Here is an 18,499-nt window from a genome sequence, read left to right as displayed (position 1 = left end):
GCTCTGAACATTTACAATCATTTTATGAAAGGAAATGGGGAAAATGAAAAAAAAGATCTCAAGATTTCTGGCGTTGATTCTGGTCGGTTCTATGATGATCGGGGAATGTTCTCTGGCAGTAAAGGCCCAGGATGAAGAAATTGCTGTGGTGGCAGAAGATAACGTTCCGGCACAGGAAGAGACACAAGAAGAAATCCAAACAGATGAAGACATGGGTGAAGAGGCTGATTCTGAAGAGGAAATGATTCAGGAATCGGAAATAGACGAGGAGGAAACCGAACAGGCAGAATCGTATACGGAAGAAGAGGGGACGACGGAGAAACTGCCCGAAGAAGCAGACACTCTGGATGAAAGCGTAGAAGAACGCAGTGAGGTTTCCGGAAGAACGGTCGTTAATATTAATAAAGGATGGCAGTTTGACAAAAATGATAGCACGTCCGATGGATGGGATTTTCCATTGGGTGGAGAAAGCGGTTCCATTGATCTTCCGCATAGCTGGGAGTATACCCATCCTGAAAAATCCTATATTCCGGCGATGAATAAGAAGACGGTAACGTATACAAAAGAACTGGATGTGTCTGAGTATCAGGGAAGAAATTTGTTCCTTAAATTCAACGGGTCCAGCAAAAATACAGATCTGTATATTGATGAGAAATTCGTAGGTACACATGTGGGTGGATATTCGGCATTTGTTTTTGATATTACAGATTATGTTCAGGGAAAGCAAAGTGTAGCAATCCGGGTGGATGTGACCAATATCGATACAGACAGCATACCAATCAATGTGGATTATACACAATGGGCAGGTATTTATCGTGACGTGGAACTGATTTCGACAGAAGAACAGTATATTGCACTGGAAGATTACGGAAGCAGTGGATTATACATTGATTCGACAATCAATGGAAATGATGCGGAAGTCTCTCTTCGGGCTAAGGTATCCAATAAAGCAGAACAGGAAGCAAATTTGACATTGAGTGCCGAAGTGAAGGATGAATCTGGCAACCGTGTTGCAAATGTACAGCAGGAAATAACTGCACCAGCCGGAACGGTGGCAGGTGAGTATTCGGTCTCAACTGTGATTCCAGGGGTTCATCTCTGGCAGGGCGTGAGTGATCCGTATTTATACACTATGAATGTATCCATTCTGAATGCTGACGGACAGGTCCTTGACAGTGAGGATCAACAATTCGGAGTTCGGGTATTTGAGATCAAAGACGGGAAGTCTTATCTGAACGGAGAAGAATATGAAATTCATGGAGTGGGTTATCATCAGGATAGAGAAGGGTACGGAAATGCAGCCGGAAAAGCCCAGAAAGAAGATGATGTCAAACTGATGCTGGAAATGGGTGTGAATGCCGTGAGAACAGCTCATTATCCGCATGACCAGTATGTTTATGAGCTCATGGATGAGAACGGACTGCTGGTGTATAATGAAATACCGTATTATCTGTTGCTTTCGAAAGCAGAGTCATATCAGAGTTCGGTAACCGAGCAGTTGAAAGAAATGATCCGACAGGGATATAATCATCCGTCCATCGTTATGTGGGGCATGAACAACGAAGTGAAAGCATCGAAAGAATTTGCTCAGTTCGGCGAAGATTTTGATGTGGATTCCGAAACTCTGATTGCATTTAATAAGAAAGTGGCTGAATTGGCGCAGGAAGAGGATAAGACCAGATATATTGTTCAGGCGACGATCGATAACACGACCAACGCGGTGGACAGCGCTGAATGGACGAAAGATGGAAGAGTTGATTATACAGGGCTTAATCTGTATGTGGGCTTTAAGTCTTCGGTCAGCAGTGCGGGGGATACCGGACGGAAAAAGCTGATAGAATCCCTGAATAATAAACTGGATAATTACAAAGAAATCTATGATGCATCTGAACTTATGCTTACAGAATACGGTGCAGGAGCCAACATCAATCAGCATATGGAAGTGGACGAGGATTTCTCATGGAATGGCAGTGATGCTTCCGGAGAGTATCATTACGAAGAGTATCAGTCCTTTGTCCTGGAAGCGTATTATGAAATGCTGCAGAACCGCGATGATATTCCACTGAGTTTTGTATGGAATATGTTTGATTTCTCATGTTACAGAAATGAAGGCGGACTTGTCAGAAGAAATACAAAAGGTCTGGTTTGCTACGATCATGAGACAAAGAAGGACGCGTTCTATTTCTACAAAGCGAACTGGAACAAAGAGGATAAATTCGTATATCTGACCAGTAAGAGATTCACTGAGAGAAATAAGACAACGCAGAATATTAAGGCATATTCCAATTGTGATTCGGTTGATCTTTATGTAAACGGTAAACTCATTGGAGCAGGCAAAAAACAGCAGGATGGAGTTTTTGTCTGGGAAGATGTGGTACTTGTTAATAACAGTGATATCAAGGTAGTAGCAAATGATTCAACCGGTACCTACACTGATGAAGTGACCGGTGTAAAAGTAAGCAATAAAAAGGTCAGCTATTCGGTATATACTGCTGACACCGGATGGACTGAGATGACCACAGACGGGGCAGAAAATGTTGTGGACGGTGATATCAGCGCAGTCCGTGTGGATCAGTTTAATAACGTCGGAAACTGTAAACTTCAGTACCGCACTTATGTAGAAGATCAGGGATGGACGGACTGGAAGAATCCGAAGGAAGCAAGCGGCGATACCAGCGGAGAGAAGAAGATCAAGGCGATACAGATGAAGCTTACCGGTTCTGATACCGAACAGTTCGACCTCTACTATGCTACCAAAGTAAATGGAGAAGAGTGGAATGACTGGGCAGAAAATGGCGAGACCTCCGGTAACTTCATGGATCAGACCGGACTTGGCGCATGGAAAGTCTGCATTCAAAGCAAGAACGAGGAGGCTCCGGGAACGACCGGCCATCCGGAGACTTCCGATGGAGCAACACTCCTGCTCTCCGGTGCGGTAAACGGAGAATGGCAGAAAAATATGACAAATGGACAGATGGTGGGAAGTATCGGACAAGGCACACCTCTGATCGGGCTGAGTATTGATTCGGAAGACGGATCAGTAGAATATGATGTACATCAGGCGGGAACCGGATGGATCAACGAATTCAAAAATGGTGAAACGGCGGGAACCACCAGTGGAAAAGCACTCCAGGCAGTTCGGATCCGACTGAAGGGAAATCTGGCTCAGGAATATGATGTATATTATCGGGTTCATTCTGCAAAGTTTGGATGGCTCGGATGGGCGAAGAATGGACAGATTGCCGGTACAACCGGATTTGGCTATAATCTGGAAGCACTGGAAGTCGTACTGGTGAAAAAAGATGGCGAAGCTCCCGGAACTACCGAGAGACCATCTGAATTGAAGCTTGTCTCTTATCAGACACATGTACAGGGAATCGGCTGGCAGGAACTGAAATATCAGGGAGAGACCTCGGGAACAAGTGGACAGAGTAAACGACTGGAAGCAATCAAGATTCAACTGAATAATGCCGAGTATAGAGGATCCATTGAATACCGGACACATATTCAGGGAATCGGCTGGCAGGATTGGGTGAGTGATGGTGAGACTTCCGGGACAAGTGGACAGAGCAGGCGTCTGGAAGCAATCGAAATCAAACTCACAGGAAAGATGGAAGAAAATTATGATATCTATTACCGAGTACATGCACAGAACTTTGGATGGCTCGACTGGGCGAAGAATGGTGAAAGCGCCGGAACAGCAGGATATTCTTACCGGCTGGAAGCGATTGAAATCAAAATAGTTGAAAAAGGAACAGACTTCCCGGGAAGTACAGAAGAGCCATTCCATGAAAGTCTTATCAAATATCAGGTACATATTCAGGGGATCGGTGACCAGGCTTACAAGTTTGACGGTGACATGGCCGGAACGAGCGGACAGAGTAAGCGTCTGGAAGGACTTCGCGTATTGCTCACCAATATGTCAGAAGACAGCAGCGTGGAATATCAGGCTCATGTTCAGACTTATGGCTGGCAGGGATGGAAGAAAGACGGAGAACTGGCCGGAACAAGCGGAGAGCAGAAACGGCTGGAGGCTGTGAGAATCAAGTTATCCAGAGAAGCAGAAGAGAAATATGATATTTATTATCAGGTACATGTACAGCATCTGGGCTGGCTTGACTGGGCTAAGAATGGTGAAGAAGCAGGAAGTGCCGGATTCGGATATCGTTTGGAAGGAATCCGGATCATGCTGGTAGAAAAAGGACAGGAGGCGCCCGGAGCTACGGAACATCCATTTGAAGAGAAGTAGAGGGGGAAAATTATGTATAAAAGGATTTTAGCGGTATCATTGGCAATCTGTTTATCTTGTGCTCCTTTAACGGCAGTTGCTCAGGAGAATGAACCGTATATTGCTGAAACAGGAGCTGCTGATCTGGAAGATACGGCAGAGGAACCGATTGAGGATCCGTCTGAAGAGATGACAGAAGAAGATGCAGAAGAGGGTCCATCTGAAGAGCAGACGGAAGAAGAACCATCCGAGGAGCCTTCTGACACATCAGATGAAGAGGAATCGTCTGAAACACCGGACGAAGAAGAACCGGGTGAAGAGCCGGACGAAAAAGTTGAGCTCCTTTATCAGGCACATGTGCAGAAGATTGGCTGGCAGGACTGGAAGAATTCAGGAGAACAGGCAGGAACTACGGGAGAATCCCTGCGGCTGGAAGCATTTAAAATCGATCTCGGAACAGAAGAATGGAACAGTCAGATTCAGTATCGTGCGCATGTACAGAGTATTGGCTGGCAGGACTGGGTCAACGGTGGAGAAGTTGCAGGTACGATCGGAGAATCCCTTCGTGCAGAGGCGATGGAAATCAGACTGACGGGAGAACTCGCTGAAAAGTATGATATTATCTACTCTACACATGTTTCCAATATTGGCGATCTGGATTATGTCGCAAACGGAGCAAGTGCCGGTTCACAAGGATTGGGCGCAAGAATGGAAGCTATGGTGATCCGGTTAGTGGAGAAGAATTCGGAAGATGCGCCGGATGCATCGGGCAGAGGATTTGTAAAAGAATTTTCTCCCGAAGATCTGACCTATGCAGCCCATGTCCAGAGACTGGGTAATCTGGAAGCAGTGACAAGCGGCCAAACGCAGGGTACGACAGGACAAAGCCTGCGCGTTGAAGGATTTTGTGTGAATCTGGATACCACCGCACTGAATGCACTGAAAGGTGATATCATGTACAGTGCCCATGTCCAGAACGTGGGCTGGCAGGAGTGGAAGAAAAACGGAGAATTTGCAGGGACGGAAGGCGAGTCGCTGCGAATCGAAGCGATCCAGATAAAGCTTACCGGTGAAGCGGCAAAATTCTATAATGTATATTATCGGGCTCATATCCAGAATTTTGGATGGATGGGATGGGCTAAAAACGGAGAAAAAGCGGGAAGTGAATCTATTTCCCAGCGAATGGAAGCATTCCAGATCGTTCTTGTTCCGAAATGTAAAGATCAGAGTGCATACCAGAGCTCTAAGGCTGCTTTCCGAAATACATATGTATATCAGAATCCGTCACAGTATCTGCAGATTAAGCATAAGCAGAAGGTATTGACTGGCGGAGGATACAATCTGTCTGAGAATTATATGGGACTTAAGGTTGCTTATGTACAGAGAAAGCTGGGACTGGGTGTCCGTCGGGCGATTATGGATTCAACTACGATTTCTGCAGTAAAGACGTTCCAGAAGAACAACGGACTTACCGCAAATGGAGTTGTAGACCTGACTACCTGGAGGAAAATGGGACTGTCAGAAGATGACTGGTACAATCTGGGCGCTTACACCAGTCCTCTGAAAACAAACCCGTCCAGTACACGTTCAGACTGTATTGAAGCGATGATCGATACGGCATATTCTTATTTGGATACGGAGTATATTATCGGTGCATCCGGAAAACCGGGAACGGGAGCTGACTGCAGCGGATTGGTTATGCAGGCATTATATTCAGCCGGCATCGATCCGGATCCTGTGAGCCCAATCAGACATTCACAGCCAGGTTACGAATATGAATCAAGAAATTTATGGAATCTTCCTATGAAGCATGTCTCCTATAGTGAAAGGAAGCGCGGAGATCTGATCTTTTATGCAAATTCATCAGGGACGATCATACATGTAGCAATTTATCTTGGAAACGATCAGGTGATTGAGTCATGGCCTGATAAAGTCGTTGTTTGGCCAATCAAGAATTCTCATCGTTCTATCATAAAGGGGGTTGCGCGTCCGTTTGTGTAAAAGCAATATCGGATCTAAGTAATGAAAAAAAGAAACAGAATGATAGCAGGTGTCATATGTGCATGTATGTTGCTGGGAAATATAGAAGCCCCGATTGTGGCATCTGCTGCATCCTCAGATGAAGCTTACACTCTGACATCCATGCAGGATGATATGGACCATGAGATGGAAGAAGACGAACTGGAAGAAGTTCCCGGAAATGTTGACGAGACTGAGTCAGCCGAAGATCCGGAAGACTGGAGTGGAGCGGAAAATGAGGGTGCGGATCAAGCAGAAGATATAGAAAACGTTGAAAATGAATCGGGAGAACAGGATGAAGAAGATGCCTCTGAAAATGAACAGACAGATAGCCCGTTAGAAGCGGAAACGCCTGAGGAAGGAAACAGCCCGGAGGAGGAAAATGATCTGGAGGCGGAAAACAATCCAGAAGGAGAGACTGAACTTCCAGAGAAGATGCCGCAGATCATGTATCAGGTTCATATCCAGAAGAAAGGCTGGATGGACTGGGTATCGGATTATGAAGTGGCAGGCACTACGGGAGAGTCCTTAAGAGTAGAAGCAGTTAGAATAAAACTGGTCGAAGAAGAAGGGCCGGAACAGACAGAAGATGAATTGCCTGAGGAAGAGGACACATTGACAGAGAATCCGGAGACCGAAGTGAAAGAAGAGTCACATGTTGAATATCGGGTACATGTAAGAAACATAGGCTGGCAGGATTGGAAGAGGGATGGAGAACTGGCTGGTACGACCGGAGAGAAACTCCAGATTGAAGCAATTCAGATACGTCTTACCGGAGATATCGCATCTGAATACGAAGTGTATTATAAATCCCATAGTGCAACTTTTGGATGGTTTGGTCTGGTAAAAGGTGGGGATTATTCTGGTACAGAGCGAATGTCGAAACGAATTGAAGCAATTTCGATTGGACTGGAGAAAATTGAAAACGAGCAGGACATATCCGAAAGGGGATTCGTCAAAGGATATTCATCTAGCGATATGAAATACTCCGGGCACGTTCAGGGAATCGGAACCACAAAAGCAGCCACAAGTGGTGAGACGCTGGGAACGGTAGGCAGTTCCAAAAGACTGGAAGCATTATCCATCACATTGGATACGTCGAATGGATTGGAAGGTGTTGTGGAATATCAGGCTCATGTTCAGAATATCGGATGGCAGCCGTGGAAAGAAAATGGCCAGTTGGCCGGAACGACCGGAGAATCAAAAAGGATGGAAGCCGTTAAGATTCGGATTAAAGGGGATGCTTCAAAGTATTACGATATTTACTATCGGACCCATGTTCAATCTCTGGGATGGCTTGGATGGGCGAAAAACGGCCAGATTGCAGGGACGACAGAGAGCAGTCTCAGGATAGAAGCATTACAGATTATGCTGGTTGTTAAAGAAAATGCAGCTCCCGGAGAGAATTCGGGATATTATGTCGTTTATCCGAGAAATAAGAATATCAGTGGCGTACCGTTGCTCAAACAGTATCCTGATTTTCCGAACGGATGTGAGGCAATATCGCTGAATATGGTTATGCGTTATCTGGGATATGAGATTCCCAATTCTGAAATGTGTAACATTTATCTGCCAAGAGGGCCTATACATTCGACGGATCCGTATGAAGCATATATGGGAAATCCGGCCGGAGAAAATGCGGGTTACGGATGCTGGGCGACTGTGATTGTAAAAACGGCGGATAAATATTTTAAAAGCAAGGGAATTTCACCAAAATGTGCAAAAAATATTAGCGACAGCACGCCTACGGAGATTTACAAATATGTTGCATTAGGAAAGCCGGTGATCGTATGGGTTACGCTGGATATGGGGAGTACCGGAGAATGGTTTCAGGCCGGGACTGTTAACGGAAAAGCAGTGTACTGGCCGAGAAGAGCACATTGCATGGTGTTGACCGGATATGATCTGAACCGGGGAACTGTTAAAGTCAATGATCCAATACGGGGAACCGTGGAATACTCTATGTCAGATTTTGAAAAAGCATATAAAAACATGGGCAAAAATGCAGTTATTATAGAATAGAAATAATCATCTAGACATTGAACAGTAAAAAATGTATAATATTTAGTAAGTATGCAAACAGAAAATTAGAAAGAGGAATGCACATGAAGATACTAAAGCGAATTGCGACAATGTTATTAACAGTAAGTCTGCTGGTGCCATGTTTTGCAACAATATCGATGGCGGCAGACGGAATTGTATTTTTCACGGATCTGGAAACGAAGGTAGGGGATACGCTTACCATTACAGGTACCGTGGTAGCAAGGAATGATACGATCGGTGATGCAAGAGTGGAGATGACGTATGACACGACTTACCTTCGTTTTATAGAAGGAGATGGGGTCAGTGAGAGCGAAAGTGGAAAACTGGTTTTCAGCGGATCGGGAGACGGCAGCAGTGACCGTCTGGAATATAATATGCAGTTTCAGGCACTTCTGGAAGGAAATACGAGAGTGGAGCAGGGAAGTACTTCCGTAACGAACCAGAATGGTGAAACGGTGGATTGCGAGACCGGATTTGCAGACGTAGTAATCGGTGAAGGGGATCCAGGTAAGATCCTTCCGGTCGGAAACACGAAAAGCGTTACAGTCAATGGCGCAGAATATACGCTGTCAGAAGCGTTTAATGAAAGCGAGATTCCTACAGGATTTGCTGCAGGTGAATTCGATTACGAAGGTGAGACATTTAAAGGAGCTGTTCAGGCAAACAGTGGTCTGACGGCAGCTTACCTGATCGACAGTGATCAGTCCGGTAAATTCTGGCTGTATAATACAGAAGACAGTTCCTTCTATCCGTTCGAAGAAATCATGATTTCAGATACATATTCTATCGTGATCCTGGACGGAACGAATGAAGTGAAAATGCCTGAGAAATATGTGGAGGCTTCACTCGATATCAACGGTGTCAGCTTCCCTGCATGGGTGGAACCTGACAGAGATGGATTTCTGATTCTTTATGCAGTTAATAACGACGGGGATAAGTCACTTTATCTTTATGATACTTTAGAACACACCTATCAGAGAATGGAAACCCCGAAGACCGGTACAACGGTTGCGCCGAAGGAAGAAAGCAAACTGGATAAGGTACTTGGTGTGATATCGGATTATTTGATCTGGGTGCTGGTTGGTGTCGGATGCCTGATCTTTATTATGTTCATCCTTTTGATTGTAACGGCTGTAAAGCTTCGCAACAGAAATGTGGAACTTGATGAACTGTACGATGAGTATGGTATCGATGTGGAAGAGGATAATCCGAAAGTTCAGCCAAAGAAGAATCAGTTCAAAAAGCCGGCAGAAGAAGACGAAGATGATTTCGATGACTTTTACGATGAAGACGATGATGCCTATTATTACGATGATGAAGAGGCAGACGACGATCTTGCAGAGCTGAGAGAAGACTTCATGTCAGCGGCTCCGCAGCCAAACAGTAATCTGGACGAATATTATTATGATGATGATTACGCGGACGATGATTATGATTACGATGATTATGATGAAGATTCGTATGAGGCCACTTCCGCCAAGTCAACAAGAGATGACACATTTGAGATGGATTTTATTGATTTAGAATAACTTGGGAAAAGGGATATTGGAAACAATATCCCTTTTTCTATTTACAAAATGTTACAAGTTTGTTACAATACATGGAAAAGTGCAAAAAAAATACACTTTTGTGCAAAGAAAAGGGAGGACTTAATTATGTGTGGAATAGTGGGATATATCGGAGAGAGCCAGGCGGCACCTATTTTGCTTGATGGATTGTCAAAACTGGAGTACAGAGGATATGACTCGGCCGGTATTGCTGTATATAATGGAACAGAAATTGAAGTGGTGAAGTCCAAGGGGCGACTTAAGGTTTTAAGTGAGATGACTCATGATGGAAGTATGATGCCGGGAACACTTGGAATCGGACATACTCGGTGGGCTACACACGGGGAACCGTCTGACATCAATGCACATCCGCATTTTAATAAAGATGAGAGTATTGTAGTGGTTCATAATGGCATCATTGAGAACTATCTGAAGCTGAAAAAGAAGCTGGAGGCAAAAGGATATCAGTTTATCTCGGATACAGATACGGAAGTGATCGCTCATCTGCTGGATTATTATTATACAGGTAATCCGCTTCAGGCCGTTACAAAGATCATGCATCGAATGGAAGGATCTTATGCACTGGGTATCATTTTCAGAGATCATCCGGATGAATTATACGCGGTAAGAAAAGACAGTCCGCTGATCGTCGGACACACGGAAGACGGAAATATCATTGCTTCGGATGTCCCGGCAGTCTTGAAATACACCAGAGACGTATTCTTTATTGAAAATGAAGAAATCGTGCGGATGACGAAAGATTCTATGGAGTTTTTTACCGTGGATGAGGAACCTCTCGAGAAGGAATCCACACATATTGACTGGGATGTCAACGCCGCAGAAAAAGGCGGTTATGAACATTTTATGCTGAAAGAAATGTATGAGCAGCCAAAAGCCATTACTGATACATTTTCGCCGAGAGTAAAAGAAGGAAAAATCGTGATCGACGAGCTTGGAATGACAGATGAAGAGATTCGTGGAATCAAAAAGATCATGATCGTGGCATGTGGATCGGCGTACCACACTGGTGTCACCAGTAAATATATTTTTGAGGGACTTGCAAGAATTCCGGTTGAAGTGGATCTCGCTTCAGAATTCCGTTACCGGGATCCGATTATTGAAGAAGGTACCATGGTCATTGTTATCAGTCAGTCCGGAGAAACGGCAGATTCCCTTGCGGCACTTCGTGAGGCAAAGAAAAGAGGAGCGCGCGTACTTGGTATTGTTAATGTTGTGGGAAGTTCCATCGCCAGAGAAGCGGACAATGTCATGTACACATGGGCAGGACCGGAAATTGCGGTTGCGACGACGAAGGCATATTCAGCACAGCTGATTGCACAGTATTTGCTTGCAATGAAATTTGCCCATGTCCGCGGGAAACTTGGAGATACAGAACTGGCTGCAATGCTGGAAGATCTGCGGAGACTTCCGGAACAGGTCGAGATGCTTCTGAATAATAAGCAGAAGATACAGAAATTTGCAAACAGATACCTCGCTGCAAGGGATATTTTCTTTATCGGACGAGGAATCGATTATGCAATCTCATTAGAAGGTTCATTGAAATTGAAAGAGATTTCCTACATTCATTCGGAGGCGTATGCTGCCGGTGAATTGAAACACGGAACCATTTCACTGATCGAAGAGGGAACACTGGTATCTGCAGTCCTGACTCAGCCGGAACTGTATAAGAAAATGATCAGCAATATGGTTGAAGTAAAGACAAGGGGCGCATTTGTCATGGCAGTGACCAATACCGGTAATACGGAAGTGGAAAAAGCTGCTGATTATGTGATCTATATTCCGAAGACAAATAAGTATTTTACCAATTCGTTGGCGATCATCCCGCTCCAGTTATTTGGATATTATGTTTCAATCGGAAGAGGATGCGATGTGGATAAACCGAGAAATCTGGCAAAATCAGTTACAGTTGAATAAAATAAATATAAATTACTTGCTTTTTTCGACAATTCATGCTTCAATATTAAAGAAAAATTAAGAAATGAAGGAAAAAGTATGAAAGCGAGTAAAAAGATTGGCAATGCATTTTTTGCGTTATGCTGTTTGGGTATGATTGTGATTTCTGCAACATGTGTGACAGTATATAATCTTGCGGGATGGGTTCTGGATACCTGGGGGCTGTTAACGATCGATGAGATTATATTTCATCTGACGGTACCGATTGAAGGAACAAATACGGATATTGTCTGGGATGGAATCAATACCTGTCTTCCGCTTGTTATACTGGTCGTGCTCTTTATGATCGTATATGCGGCCGGTATGAAGCACAGTAAATGGAAACTGGGGCTCGGATTTTTGTGTATTACCTGTCTCTCTGCCGGAAGCGGTGTTAAGGCTGCGTACAATCTGTATTCAGAGCTTGAGGTGGGAAATTATCTTCTCAGTCAGAAAGAAGATGACAAATTCATTGAGGAACATTATGTTGACCCCAGAAATGTGGAGATCACGTTCCCGGAAGAGAAAAGAAATCTGGTCTATATTTTCCTTGAATCGATGGAAGCTACTTATGCTTCCAAGGATGTCGGGGGAGGGCTTGATTTTAACTGTATCCCCGAATTGACAGAGATTGCAACGAATTATGTTTCATTTTCCAATACAGATAAACTGGGAGGACCAGTTGCAGTCCCGGGGACCGGATGGACAATGGGAGGACTCTTCGGACAGACATCCGGACTGCCGATCAAGAACAGTGTCGGAACGGATGACATGAACCAGACATTGGGAGAGCAGATGTTTTTTTCGTCAAGAGTGTGTAATTTGGAGGATATTCTTGCAGAACAAGGATACAGGCAGTGTTTTATGATCGGATCGGATGTGACATTCGGCGGACGAAAAGCTTATTTTAACAGCCATGGAAATTGTGAGATCTGGGACTATTATACCGCTGTCGAAGAAGGAAGAATTCCGGAAGATTATTACAGATGGTGGGGATATGAGGACGAGAAGCTCTTTACATATGCCAGGGAAAAACTGACAGAGCTGAGTTCAGGATCAGAACCATTCAATCTTACACTTCTTACAGTAGACACACATTTTGAAGACGGATATGTCTGTGATTTGTGTCAGGATGAATTCGGAGATGACCAGTACGCGAATGTTATGGCATGCTCAAGTAGACAGATTGCAGCATTTATTGAATGGATACAGCAGCAGGATTTCTATGAGAATACGACGATCATACTTTGTGGGGATCATCCAACGATGGATAAGAATTTCTGCGAAGGTCTGGATGAGGATTATCAAAGGACTGTTTATAATGCATTTATTAACCTTCCGGAAGGACTAAATACTTCTTATGAGCAGACGCATTTGAGAAAAAGCTGTACTTTGGACATGTTCCCGACTACGCTGGCAGCTCTGGGAGCGCAGATAGAAGGCGACAGACTGGCACTTGGTACGAATTTATTCTCTTCAGAGGAAACTTTGGAAGAAAAATATGGATATGATGAAGTGAACGATTATCTTCGTCAAAAATCTTATTTTTATGATATGCTGATCAACGACATTGATTATGAACAACCGGCAGAATAGAACCTGCAGAATACAGGTTTGTGATGCTTCGGGAAAAGGGCGGGATTCTTCCCGCCTTTTCAACATTTTTTTATTGTTTTATCACACTTTTATCACAATTATCGATTAAACTCTAAGTCATAAAGATAAGGAAAGGGGATTTTGGTTATGGAAAACCAGTACAATTATTATAGACCAGATGACGATAATAATACAGACAGATCATTTCAGGAAAGCAGAAAGGCACCGAAGCCGAAGAAGAAATTTCCGAAAAAGGCAATAGCGGCTGCGGGATTTGCGGTTATGTTTGGCGTGATCGGGGGACTGACCTTCCAGGGAACGAACTATATAACGGGTAAACTTTTGGGAACGACGAGCACGAAAGAAGAGACAAAAAGTACGAAGACGGTTGCCAATACCCAGCTTACGACCTCGAAGACCGCGGTTTCTTCCGATGTATCCGATATTGTGGATGCAACGCTCCCATCGATCGTTTCGATTACCAATATGAGTGTTCAGCAGGTACAGGATTTCTTCGGAGGCATCCGGCAACAGGAAAGCAAGAGCGCGGGTTCCGGCATCATCATCAGTCAGAATGATACAGAGCTGCTGATCGTGACGAACAATCATGTAGTAGAGGGAAGCGAGACACTTACAGTTACATTTGTTGATGAGACGAGTGTGGAGGCGCTGATCAAAGGAACAGATTCTGCAAGAGATTTGGCAGTTGTTGCAGTTCCACTGGAGAAGATTCCGGATGAGACGATGGATGCGATCAAGCTTGCAACGCTTTGTGATTCGGATGGCATCAAGGTCGGAGAACCTGCCATTGCAATCGGAAATGCACTTGGCTATGGACAGTCTGTTACAATGGGAATTGTCAGTGCAACGGAACGTACGATTTCCGGTTATGACGGAACCTATATTCAGACAGATGCAGCAATCAACCCCGGAAACAGCGGCGGAGCACTGCTGAACATCAATGGAGAAGTGATTGGTATTAACTCTGCAAAGATCAATGCATCTGAAGTCGAAGGAATGGGATTTGCGATTCCGATTTCCGATACAACCGATATTATCGAGAATTTGATGAATAAAGAAACGAGAAGCAAAGTCAGCGAAGCAGAACGTGGATATCTGGGTATTAAGGGATATGATGTAACAGAAGAAGGCGCACAGATGTATAATATGCCGACCGGCGTTTTCATTGCGGAAGTCATTGATGGCGGCGGTGCAAAAGACGCAGGTCTGACAAAAGGCATGATCATCACAGAGTTTGACGGAAGTTCTGTTGACGATATGGAAACTCTGAAAGGCTTGTTGGAATATTATAAAGTAGGTGAGAAAGTTTCAGTGAAGGTTCAGGTTCCGGAAAAAAATGGTGAATACACGGAGCAGGAAGTTACTGTAAAACTGGGTAAAGCATCGTAAGACCTCCTATATTGATTTAGAATTGTACATGAAAAAAGCGGATTATTGTAGTCCGCTTTTTTCATACTCATTCTTCTTCATTTTCCGCTTATAATCTGCCCACATGCGATTTTGCGTCCACTGTTCCCGGATGGCTGTGCCCTGTAATCATCCGGCATTTCATGAATGATCACCGTTTTCCCAATGACTTCTTCCGGATAGAAGCGATCGGTATAGAAGGCTTCCATTGCATAACCGTCATTCCCCATCAGCACAGGAAAATCACCCGAATGCCCCGGATGATCACAATGCGTTGTGTTCCAGTGCATGCCTGTATCAGCAAAAGGATCTTCCTGATTTCCTGTACAGCGGTTTCCGGAATGAATGTGGAATCCATAAAAGCCGCCCCTGCAATGCTCAGCACTTTGGGGAAGACCGGAGATACTTGCAACGACAAGGGTTCCGCGCCAGAGAGGATAAAACATCACTTCGCCCATAATATCGGAGAATTCTTTGCTGCCGCGAACTTCTGCCTGTGCATCCGGTTTCTGGGACAGAAGGATCCGGATTGTATCATTCAGGACCTGGTTCATTTCTGCTTGCACCCGCACATTTCTTTCTTGTCGAATTCCGGGTTGATGGCATAGAAGTTTCGGCTATCCAGATTCTCCTGAACGATTCGCAGACTTTCGCCGAATCTTTGGTAATGAACAATTTCTCTTTTCCGGAGAAAACGGATCGGATCGCATACTTCCGGATCTTTCACAAGGCGGAGAATGTTGTCGTATGTTGTGCGGGCTTTTTGCTCTGCTGCCATATCTTCATGAAGATCTGTGATCGGATCCCCTTTCGATTGAAAATATGTTGCAGTCCATGGTGTACCTCCGGCTGACTGGGGCCAGAGAGCGAGGGTGTGGTCTACAAAATATTTGTCGAAGCCGGAGGCCTTTATTTCATCAAGGGAAAGGTCTCTGGTGAGCTGGTAGACGATTGCGCTGACGATCTCCATATGAGCCAGTTCCTCTGTACCGATATCTGTCAATATACCGGTCACTTCTTTGTAAGGCATGGTATATCGTTGGGAGAGATATCGCATTGAAGCAGCAAGCTCCCCGTCCGGGCCGCCAAATTGACTAATGATAACCTGAGCTATTTTCGGATTGGTCTGGCTGATTTTGACCGGATACTGTAAACGTTTTTCATAATTCCACATACTCTAACACCATCCTTCCTGCCATGGCCATGGCTCATGGATCCAGTTCCATCTGTCGGTGCACGAAGCAACCGTTGTATCGATGGTAAGCGGACCATAATATTTCGCGTATTCTTTCAATGCCTGATTCCGCATTTTACTGTATTCGTGAAATAACTGCAGTGCGGCGTTGTCACATGGGTGGGTGTCCAGATATAATTTGACATCATCCACCATAAAGCTCGCCTGGTTGATCGTGCAAAGCAGTTCCCGGCGGCAAGGTTTTCCCTGATTCATTTCATTCATGACTGGCATCCTCCTGTTCCATGAAATGGTTTATCCAGTTCTTCGAAAATCGTACCACGGCAGAATGCTTTCTCAGGTTCATAGATTTTTCTCCAGTTCTGCCACGGAACATAAGCCATCGCGAGTGGCATTCCTTCCAGTGCGTCATCCCGGTCGCAGCAGGAATTCATATTTCTGTTTCCGGAATACGGAGAAGGTGCAGATCCCGGAGCCATGCCATTGTTCATTCGATAGCCGTGACCGCAGTTCCCACGCCTCATATAATCGTTTGTATCATTCCGATAATTCTGCATGAGTAGTAAGCTCCTTCCATAGTATTTACAATATTATAGTATGGAAGCCGGGGGAAAAGGGTTCCCCATCAGGATTAATAAAAACAAACATGATCATAAACGATTGAAAGCCTTCCGAAGGTGTAGTATAATTTGGAAAGAGTCTGTGAAATGGGGGTTTTGAACTATGTGGGAAAAAATAAAAAAGTTATTAGCCTACTATGGACCGTACAAATTTTTGCTGTTCAGTGATTTGTTTTTTGCGGTAGTAGGGGCCATGGTAACGCTCGCAATTCCGCTCATCGTGCGATACATTACAAGTGAGGTTGTATATTTCAGCCCGAATGAAGCAAATAGTGCGATTCTGCGGCTGGGGATTTTCCTGGTGATTCTGGTGCTGATCGAGTATGGCTGCAATTATTATATAGCATTCCTGGGACATATGATGGGGGCCCGGATGGAAGCAGATATGAGAAGTGATATTTTTGGTCATTATCAGAAGCTGACATTTGCGTTTTATGATAATCAGAAAGTGGGACATCTGCTTTCGAGAATTACGAGTGATCTGTTTGATATCAGTGAGCTTTTGCATCATGGGCCTGAGGATGTGCTGATTTCGGTGATCAAGATCGTAGGTTCTTTTGTAATCCTGCTGCAAATCAATGCGAAGCTGACACTGGTTGCGTTTGCGTTTCTTCCGTTTATGGTGGTGTTTGCTGTACATTATAATAAGAAAATGAAGCGGGCATTTTCTCAGAACAGGGCGAGGATTGCGGATATCAACAGTCAGATCGAGGACAGTCTGTCGGGAATCCGTGTGGTAAAATCGTTCGCAAATGAAGGCGAAGAGTTGAAAAAATTCAATGTGGGAAATGACCGATTTGTGGAATCAAAGCGGACAAGCTACAAGTATATGGGGATTTACCATTCCGGTCTGAATGCGATGACGACACTGGTGACGGTCGGTGTTCTGGTGGCAGGAGGAAGCTTCCTGACGACCGGTACGGTAGAGGTGACGGATCTGATTACGTTTCTTCTCTATATCAGTAATTTTACGGAGCCGGTGAAGAAGCTGGTGAATTCAGCGGAACAGTTCCAGAATGGATATACCGGGTTTGAGCGTTTTCTGGAGATCCTTTCAATCGCGCCGGATATTACAGATAAGCCGGACGCAGTCGAGGTGGGGAATTTGCAGGGCGACATCGAATTCAAGAATGTTTCGTTCCATTATGAGGATAATAAGGAGAAGGTGCTGAACCATATTAATCTGAAGGTGCATGCCGGAGAGTATATGGCGCTTGTCGGCCCTTCCGGTGTGGGTAAGACAACACTTTGCAGTCTGATTCCACGATTCTATGAAGTGTCGGAGGGAGCTATTCAGATTGATGGTATGGACGTTCGAGATATGAAGCTTGCCAATCTGAGAAATAATATCGGTATTGTTCAGCAGGATGTCTACCTGTTTGCGGGTACGATCATGGACAATATCCGTTATGGAAAACCGGGGGCGACGGACGCAGAGGTCATACTTGCGGCGAAGCGTGCAAATGCGCATGAATTTATCATGGCATTCCCGGACGGATATGATACGGATATCGGACAGCGGGGAGTGAAGCTTTCCGGAGGGCAGAAGCAGAGATTATCCATCGCCAGAGTTTTCTTAAAGAACCCGCCGATTCTGATCTTCGATGAGGCGACATCGGCACTGGATAATGAGAGTGAGAAAGTGGTTCAGCAATCCCTCGAAGAGCTTGCGAAGAACCGGACCACGTTTGTGATCGCGCACAGACTTACGACGATCCGCAATGCCCAGAGGATTCTGGTGCTTACGGAGAACGGAATCGCAGAACAGGGAACGCATGAGGAACTTCTGGCAAAGAAGGGTGTATATGAATCCTTGTATCATATGCATTTTCAGAGTTAACATGGGAAAACTATGACAGAAAATATGTCA

At 44.7% G+C, this 18,499-nt stretch carries 12 protein-coding genes; 8 read left to right on the top strand and 4 right to left on the bottom strand.

Annotated features, from left to right (window positions below; all coding sequences use genetic code 11):
- Positions 1-43: 43 nt before the first annotated feature.
- The 7 genes from ACTNBR_RS03965 to ACTNBR_RS03935 all read left to right on the top strand — a co-directional run bounded on the left by ACTNBR_RS03965 (position 44) and on the right by ACTNBR_RS03935 (position 14,796).
- Complete coding sequence (locus ACTNBR_RS03965; protein WP_441016115.1) at positions 44-4,249, top strand: glycoside hydrolase family 2 TIM barrel-domain containing protein; 4,206 nt, start codon at positions 44-46, stop codon at positions 4,247-4,249.
- Positions 4,250-4,261: 12 nt separating this feature from the next.
- Complete coding sequence (locus tag ACTNBR_RS03960; RefSeq protein WP_441016112.1) at positions 4,262-6,229, top strand: NlpC/P60 family protein; 1,968 nt, start codon at positions 4,262-4,264, stop codon at positions 6,227-6,229.
- Between the two features lie 21 nt (positions 6,230-6,250).
- Positions 6,251-8,269: a C39 family peptidase gene (locus ACTNBR_RS03955; protein ID WP_441016109.1), complete on the top strand. Its 2,019-nt coding sequence runs from the start codon at positions 6,251-6,253 to the stop codon at positions 8,267-8,269.
- Positions 8,270-8,352: 83 nt separating this feature from the next.
- Entirely contained in the window at positions 8,353-9,819 is a 1,467-nt protein-coding gene (locus tag ACTNBR_RS03950) for a hypothetical protein (protein WP_441016106.1), read from the top strand.
- A 126-nt stretch (positions 9,820-9,945) separates the two neighbouring features.
- On the top strand, positions 9,946-11,772 hold the full coding sequence (gene glmS / locus ACTNBR_RS03945; RefSeq protein ID WP_441016103.1) for a glutamine--fructose-6-phosphate transaminase (isomerizing): 1,827 nt from the start codon (positions 9,946-9,948) through the stop codon (positions 11,770-11,772).
- A gap of 78 nt (positions 11,773-11,850) precedes the next feature.
- The gene (locus ACTNBR_RS03940; protein WP_441016100.1) at positions 11,851-13,386 is read left to right on the top strand and encodes an LTA synthase family protein; all 1,536 of its coding nucleotides are present in this window, start codon (positions 11,851-11,853) and stop codon (positions 13,384-13,386) included.
- A gap of 147 nt (positions 13,387-13,533) precedes the next feature.
- Positions 13,534-14,796: a S1C family serine protease gene (locus ACTNBR_RS03935; protein ID WP_441016097.1), complete on the top strand. Its 1,263-nt coding sequence runs from the start codon at positions 13,534-13,536 to the stop codon at positions 14,794-14,796.
- Between the two features lie 77 nt (positions 14,797-14,873).
- Here the strand turns inward: ACTNBR_RS03935 and ACTNBR_RS03930 are convergent, their stop codons facing one another.
- The 4 genes from ACTNBR_RS03930 to ACTNBR_RS03915 are packed head-to-tail and all read right to left on the bottom strand — an operon-like array spanning position 14,874 to position 16,488.
- A complete protein-coding gene (locus ACTNBR_RS03930; RefSeq protein WP_441016094.1) occupies positions 14,874-15,368 on the bottom strand; it encodes a superoxide dismutase family protein in 495 nt (164 codons plus the stop codon).
- The gene (locus tag ACTNBR_RS03925; RefSeq protein WP_441016091.1) at positions 15,365-15,988 is read right to left on the bottom strand and encodes a manganese catalase family protein; all 624 of its coding nucleotides are present in this window, start codon (positions 15,986-15,988) and stop codon (positions 15,365-15,367) included. The genes ACTNBR_RS03930 and ACTNBR_RS03925 overlap by 4 nt, the downstream gene beginning before the upstream one ends.
- Positions 15,989-15,991: 3 nt before the next feature.
- Entirely contained in the window at positions 15,992-16,264 is a 273-nt protein-coding gene (locus tag ACTNBR_RS03920; RefSeq protein ID WP_427805680.1) for a spore coat protein CotJB, read from the bottom strand.
- Between the two features lie 5 nt (positions 16,265-16,269).
- Positions 16,270-16,488 (bottom strand): spore coat associated protein CotJA, encoded by a 219-nt coding sequence (locus tag ACTNBR_RS03915; protein WP_427805681.1) that lies wholly within the window; start codon positions 16,486-16,488, stop codon positions 16,270-16,272.
- A gap of 244 nt (positions 16,489-16,732) precedes the next feature.
- Between ACTNBR_RS03915 and ACTNBR_RS03910 the strand changes: the two genes are divergently transcribed.
- Complete coding sequence (locus tag ACTNBR_RS03910; RefSeq protein WP_427805632.1) at positions 16,733-18,469, top strand: ABC transporter ATP-binding protein; 1,737 nt, start codon at positions 16,733-16,735, stop codon at positions 18,467-18,469.
- Positions 18,470-18,499 lie beyond the last annotated feature (30 nt).

The organism is Bariatricus sp. HCP28S3_F11, assembly GCF_052065395.1.
GTDB lineage: Bacteria > Bacillota > Clostridia > Lachnospirales > Lachnospiraceae > Allocoprococcus.
The sequence above is the reverse complement of the archived record's forward strand: the minus strand, read 5'-3'. Positions and strand labels throughout refer to the sequence as shown.

Bases quoted from the DNA above. Each gene is read 5' to 3' on its own strand.
- ACTNBR_RS03910 (WP_427805632.1), top strand. From the start codon at position 16,733: ATGTGGGAAAAAATAAAAAAGTTATTAGCCTACTATGGACCGTACAAA.
- ACTNBR_RS03955 (WP_441016109.1), top strand. From the start codon at position 6,251: ATGAAAAAAAGAAACAGAATGATAGCAGGTGTCATATGTGCATGTATG.
- ACTNBR_RS03930 (WP_441016094.1), bottom strand. From the start codon at position 15,368: ATGAACCAGGTCCTGAATGATACAATCCGGATCCTTCTGTCCCAGAAA.
- ACTNBR_RS03935 (WP_441016097.1), top strand. From the start codon at position 13,534: ATGGAAAACCAGTACAATTATTATAGACCAGATGACGATAATAATACA.
- ACTNBR_RS03965 (WP_441016115.1), top strand. From the start codon at position 44: ATGAAAAAAAAGATCTCAAGATTTCTGGCGTTGATTCTGGTCGGTTCT.
- ACTNBR_RS03915 (WP_427805681.1), bottom strand. From the start codon at position 16,488: ATGGCTCCGGGATCTGCACCTTCTCCGTATTCCGGAAACAGAAATATG.
- ACTNBR_RS03940 (WP_441016100.1), top strand. From the start codon at position 11,851: ATGAAAGCGAGTAAAAAGATTGGCAATGCATTTTTTGCGTTATGCTGT.
- ACTNBR_RS03950 (WP_441016106.1), top strand. From the start codon at position 8,353: ATGAAGATACTAAAGCGAATTGCGACAATGTTATTAACAGTAAGTCTG.
- ACTNBR_RS03960 (WP_441016112.1), top strand. From the start codon at position 4,262: ATGTATAAAAGGATTTTAGCGGTATCATTGGCAATCTGTTTATCTTGT.
- ACTNBR_RS03920 (WP_427805680.1), bottom strand. From the start codon at position 16,264: ATGAATCAGGGAAAACCTTGCCGCCGGGAACTGCTTTGCACGATCAAC.
- ACTNBR_RS03925 (WP_441016091.1), bottom strand. From the start codon at position 15,988: ATGTGGAATTATGAAAAACGTTTACAGTATCCGGTCAAAATCAGCCAG.
- glmS (WP_441016103.1), top strand. From the start codon at position 9,946: ATGTGTGGAATAGTGGGATATATCGGAGAGAGCCAGGCGGCACCTATT.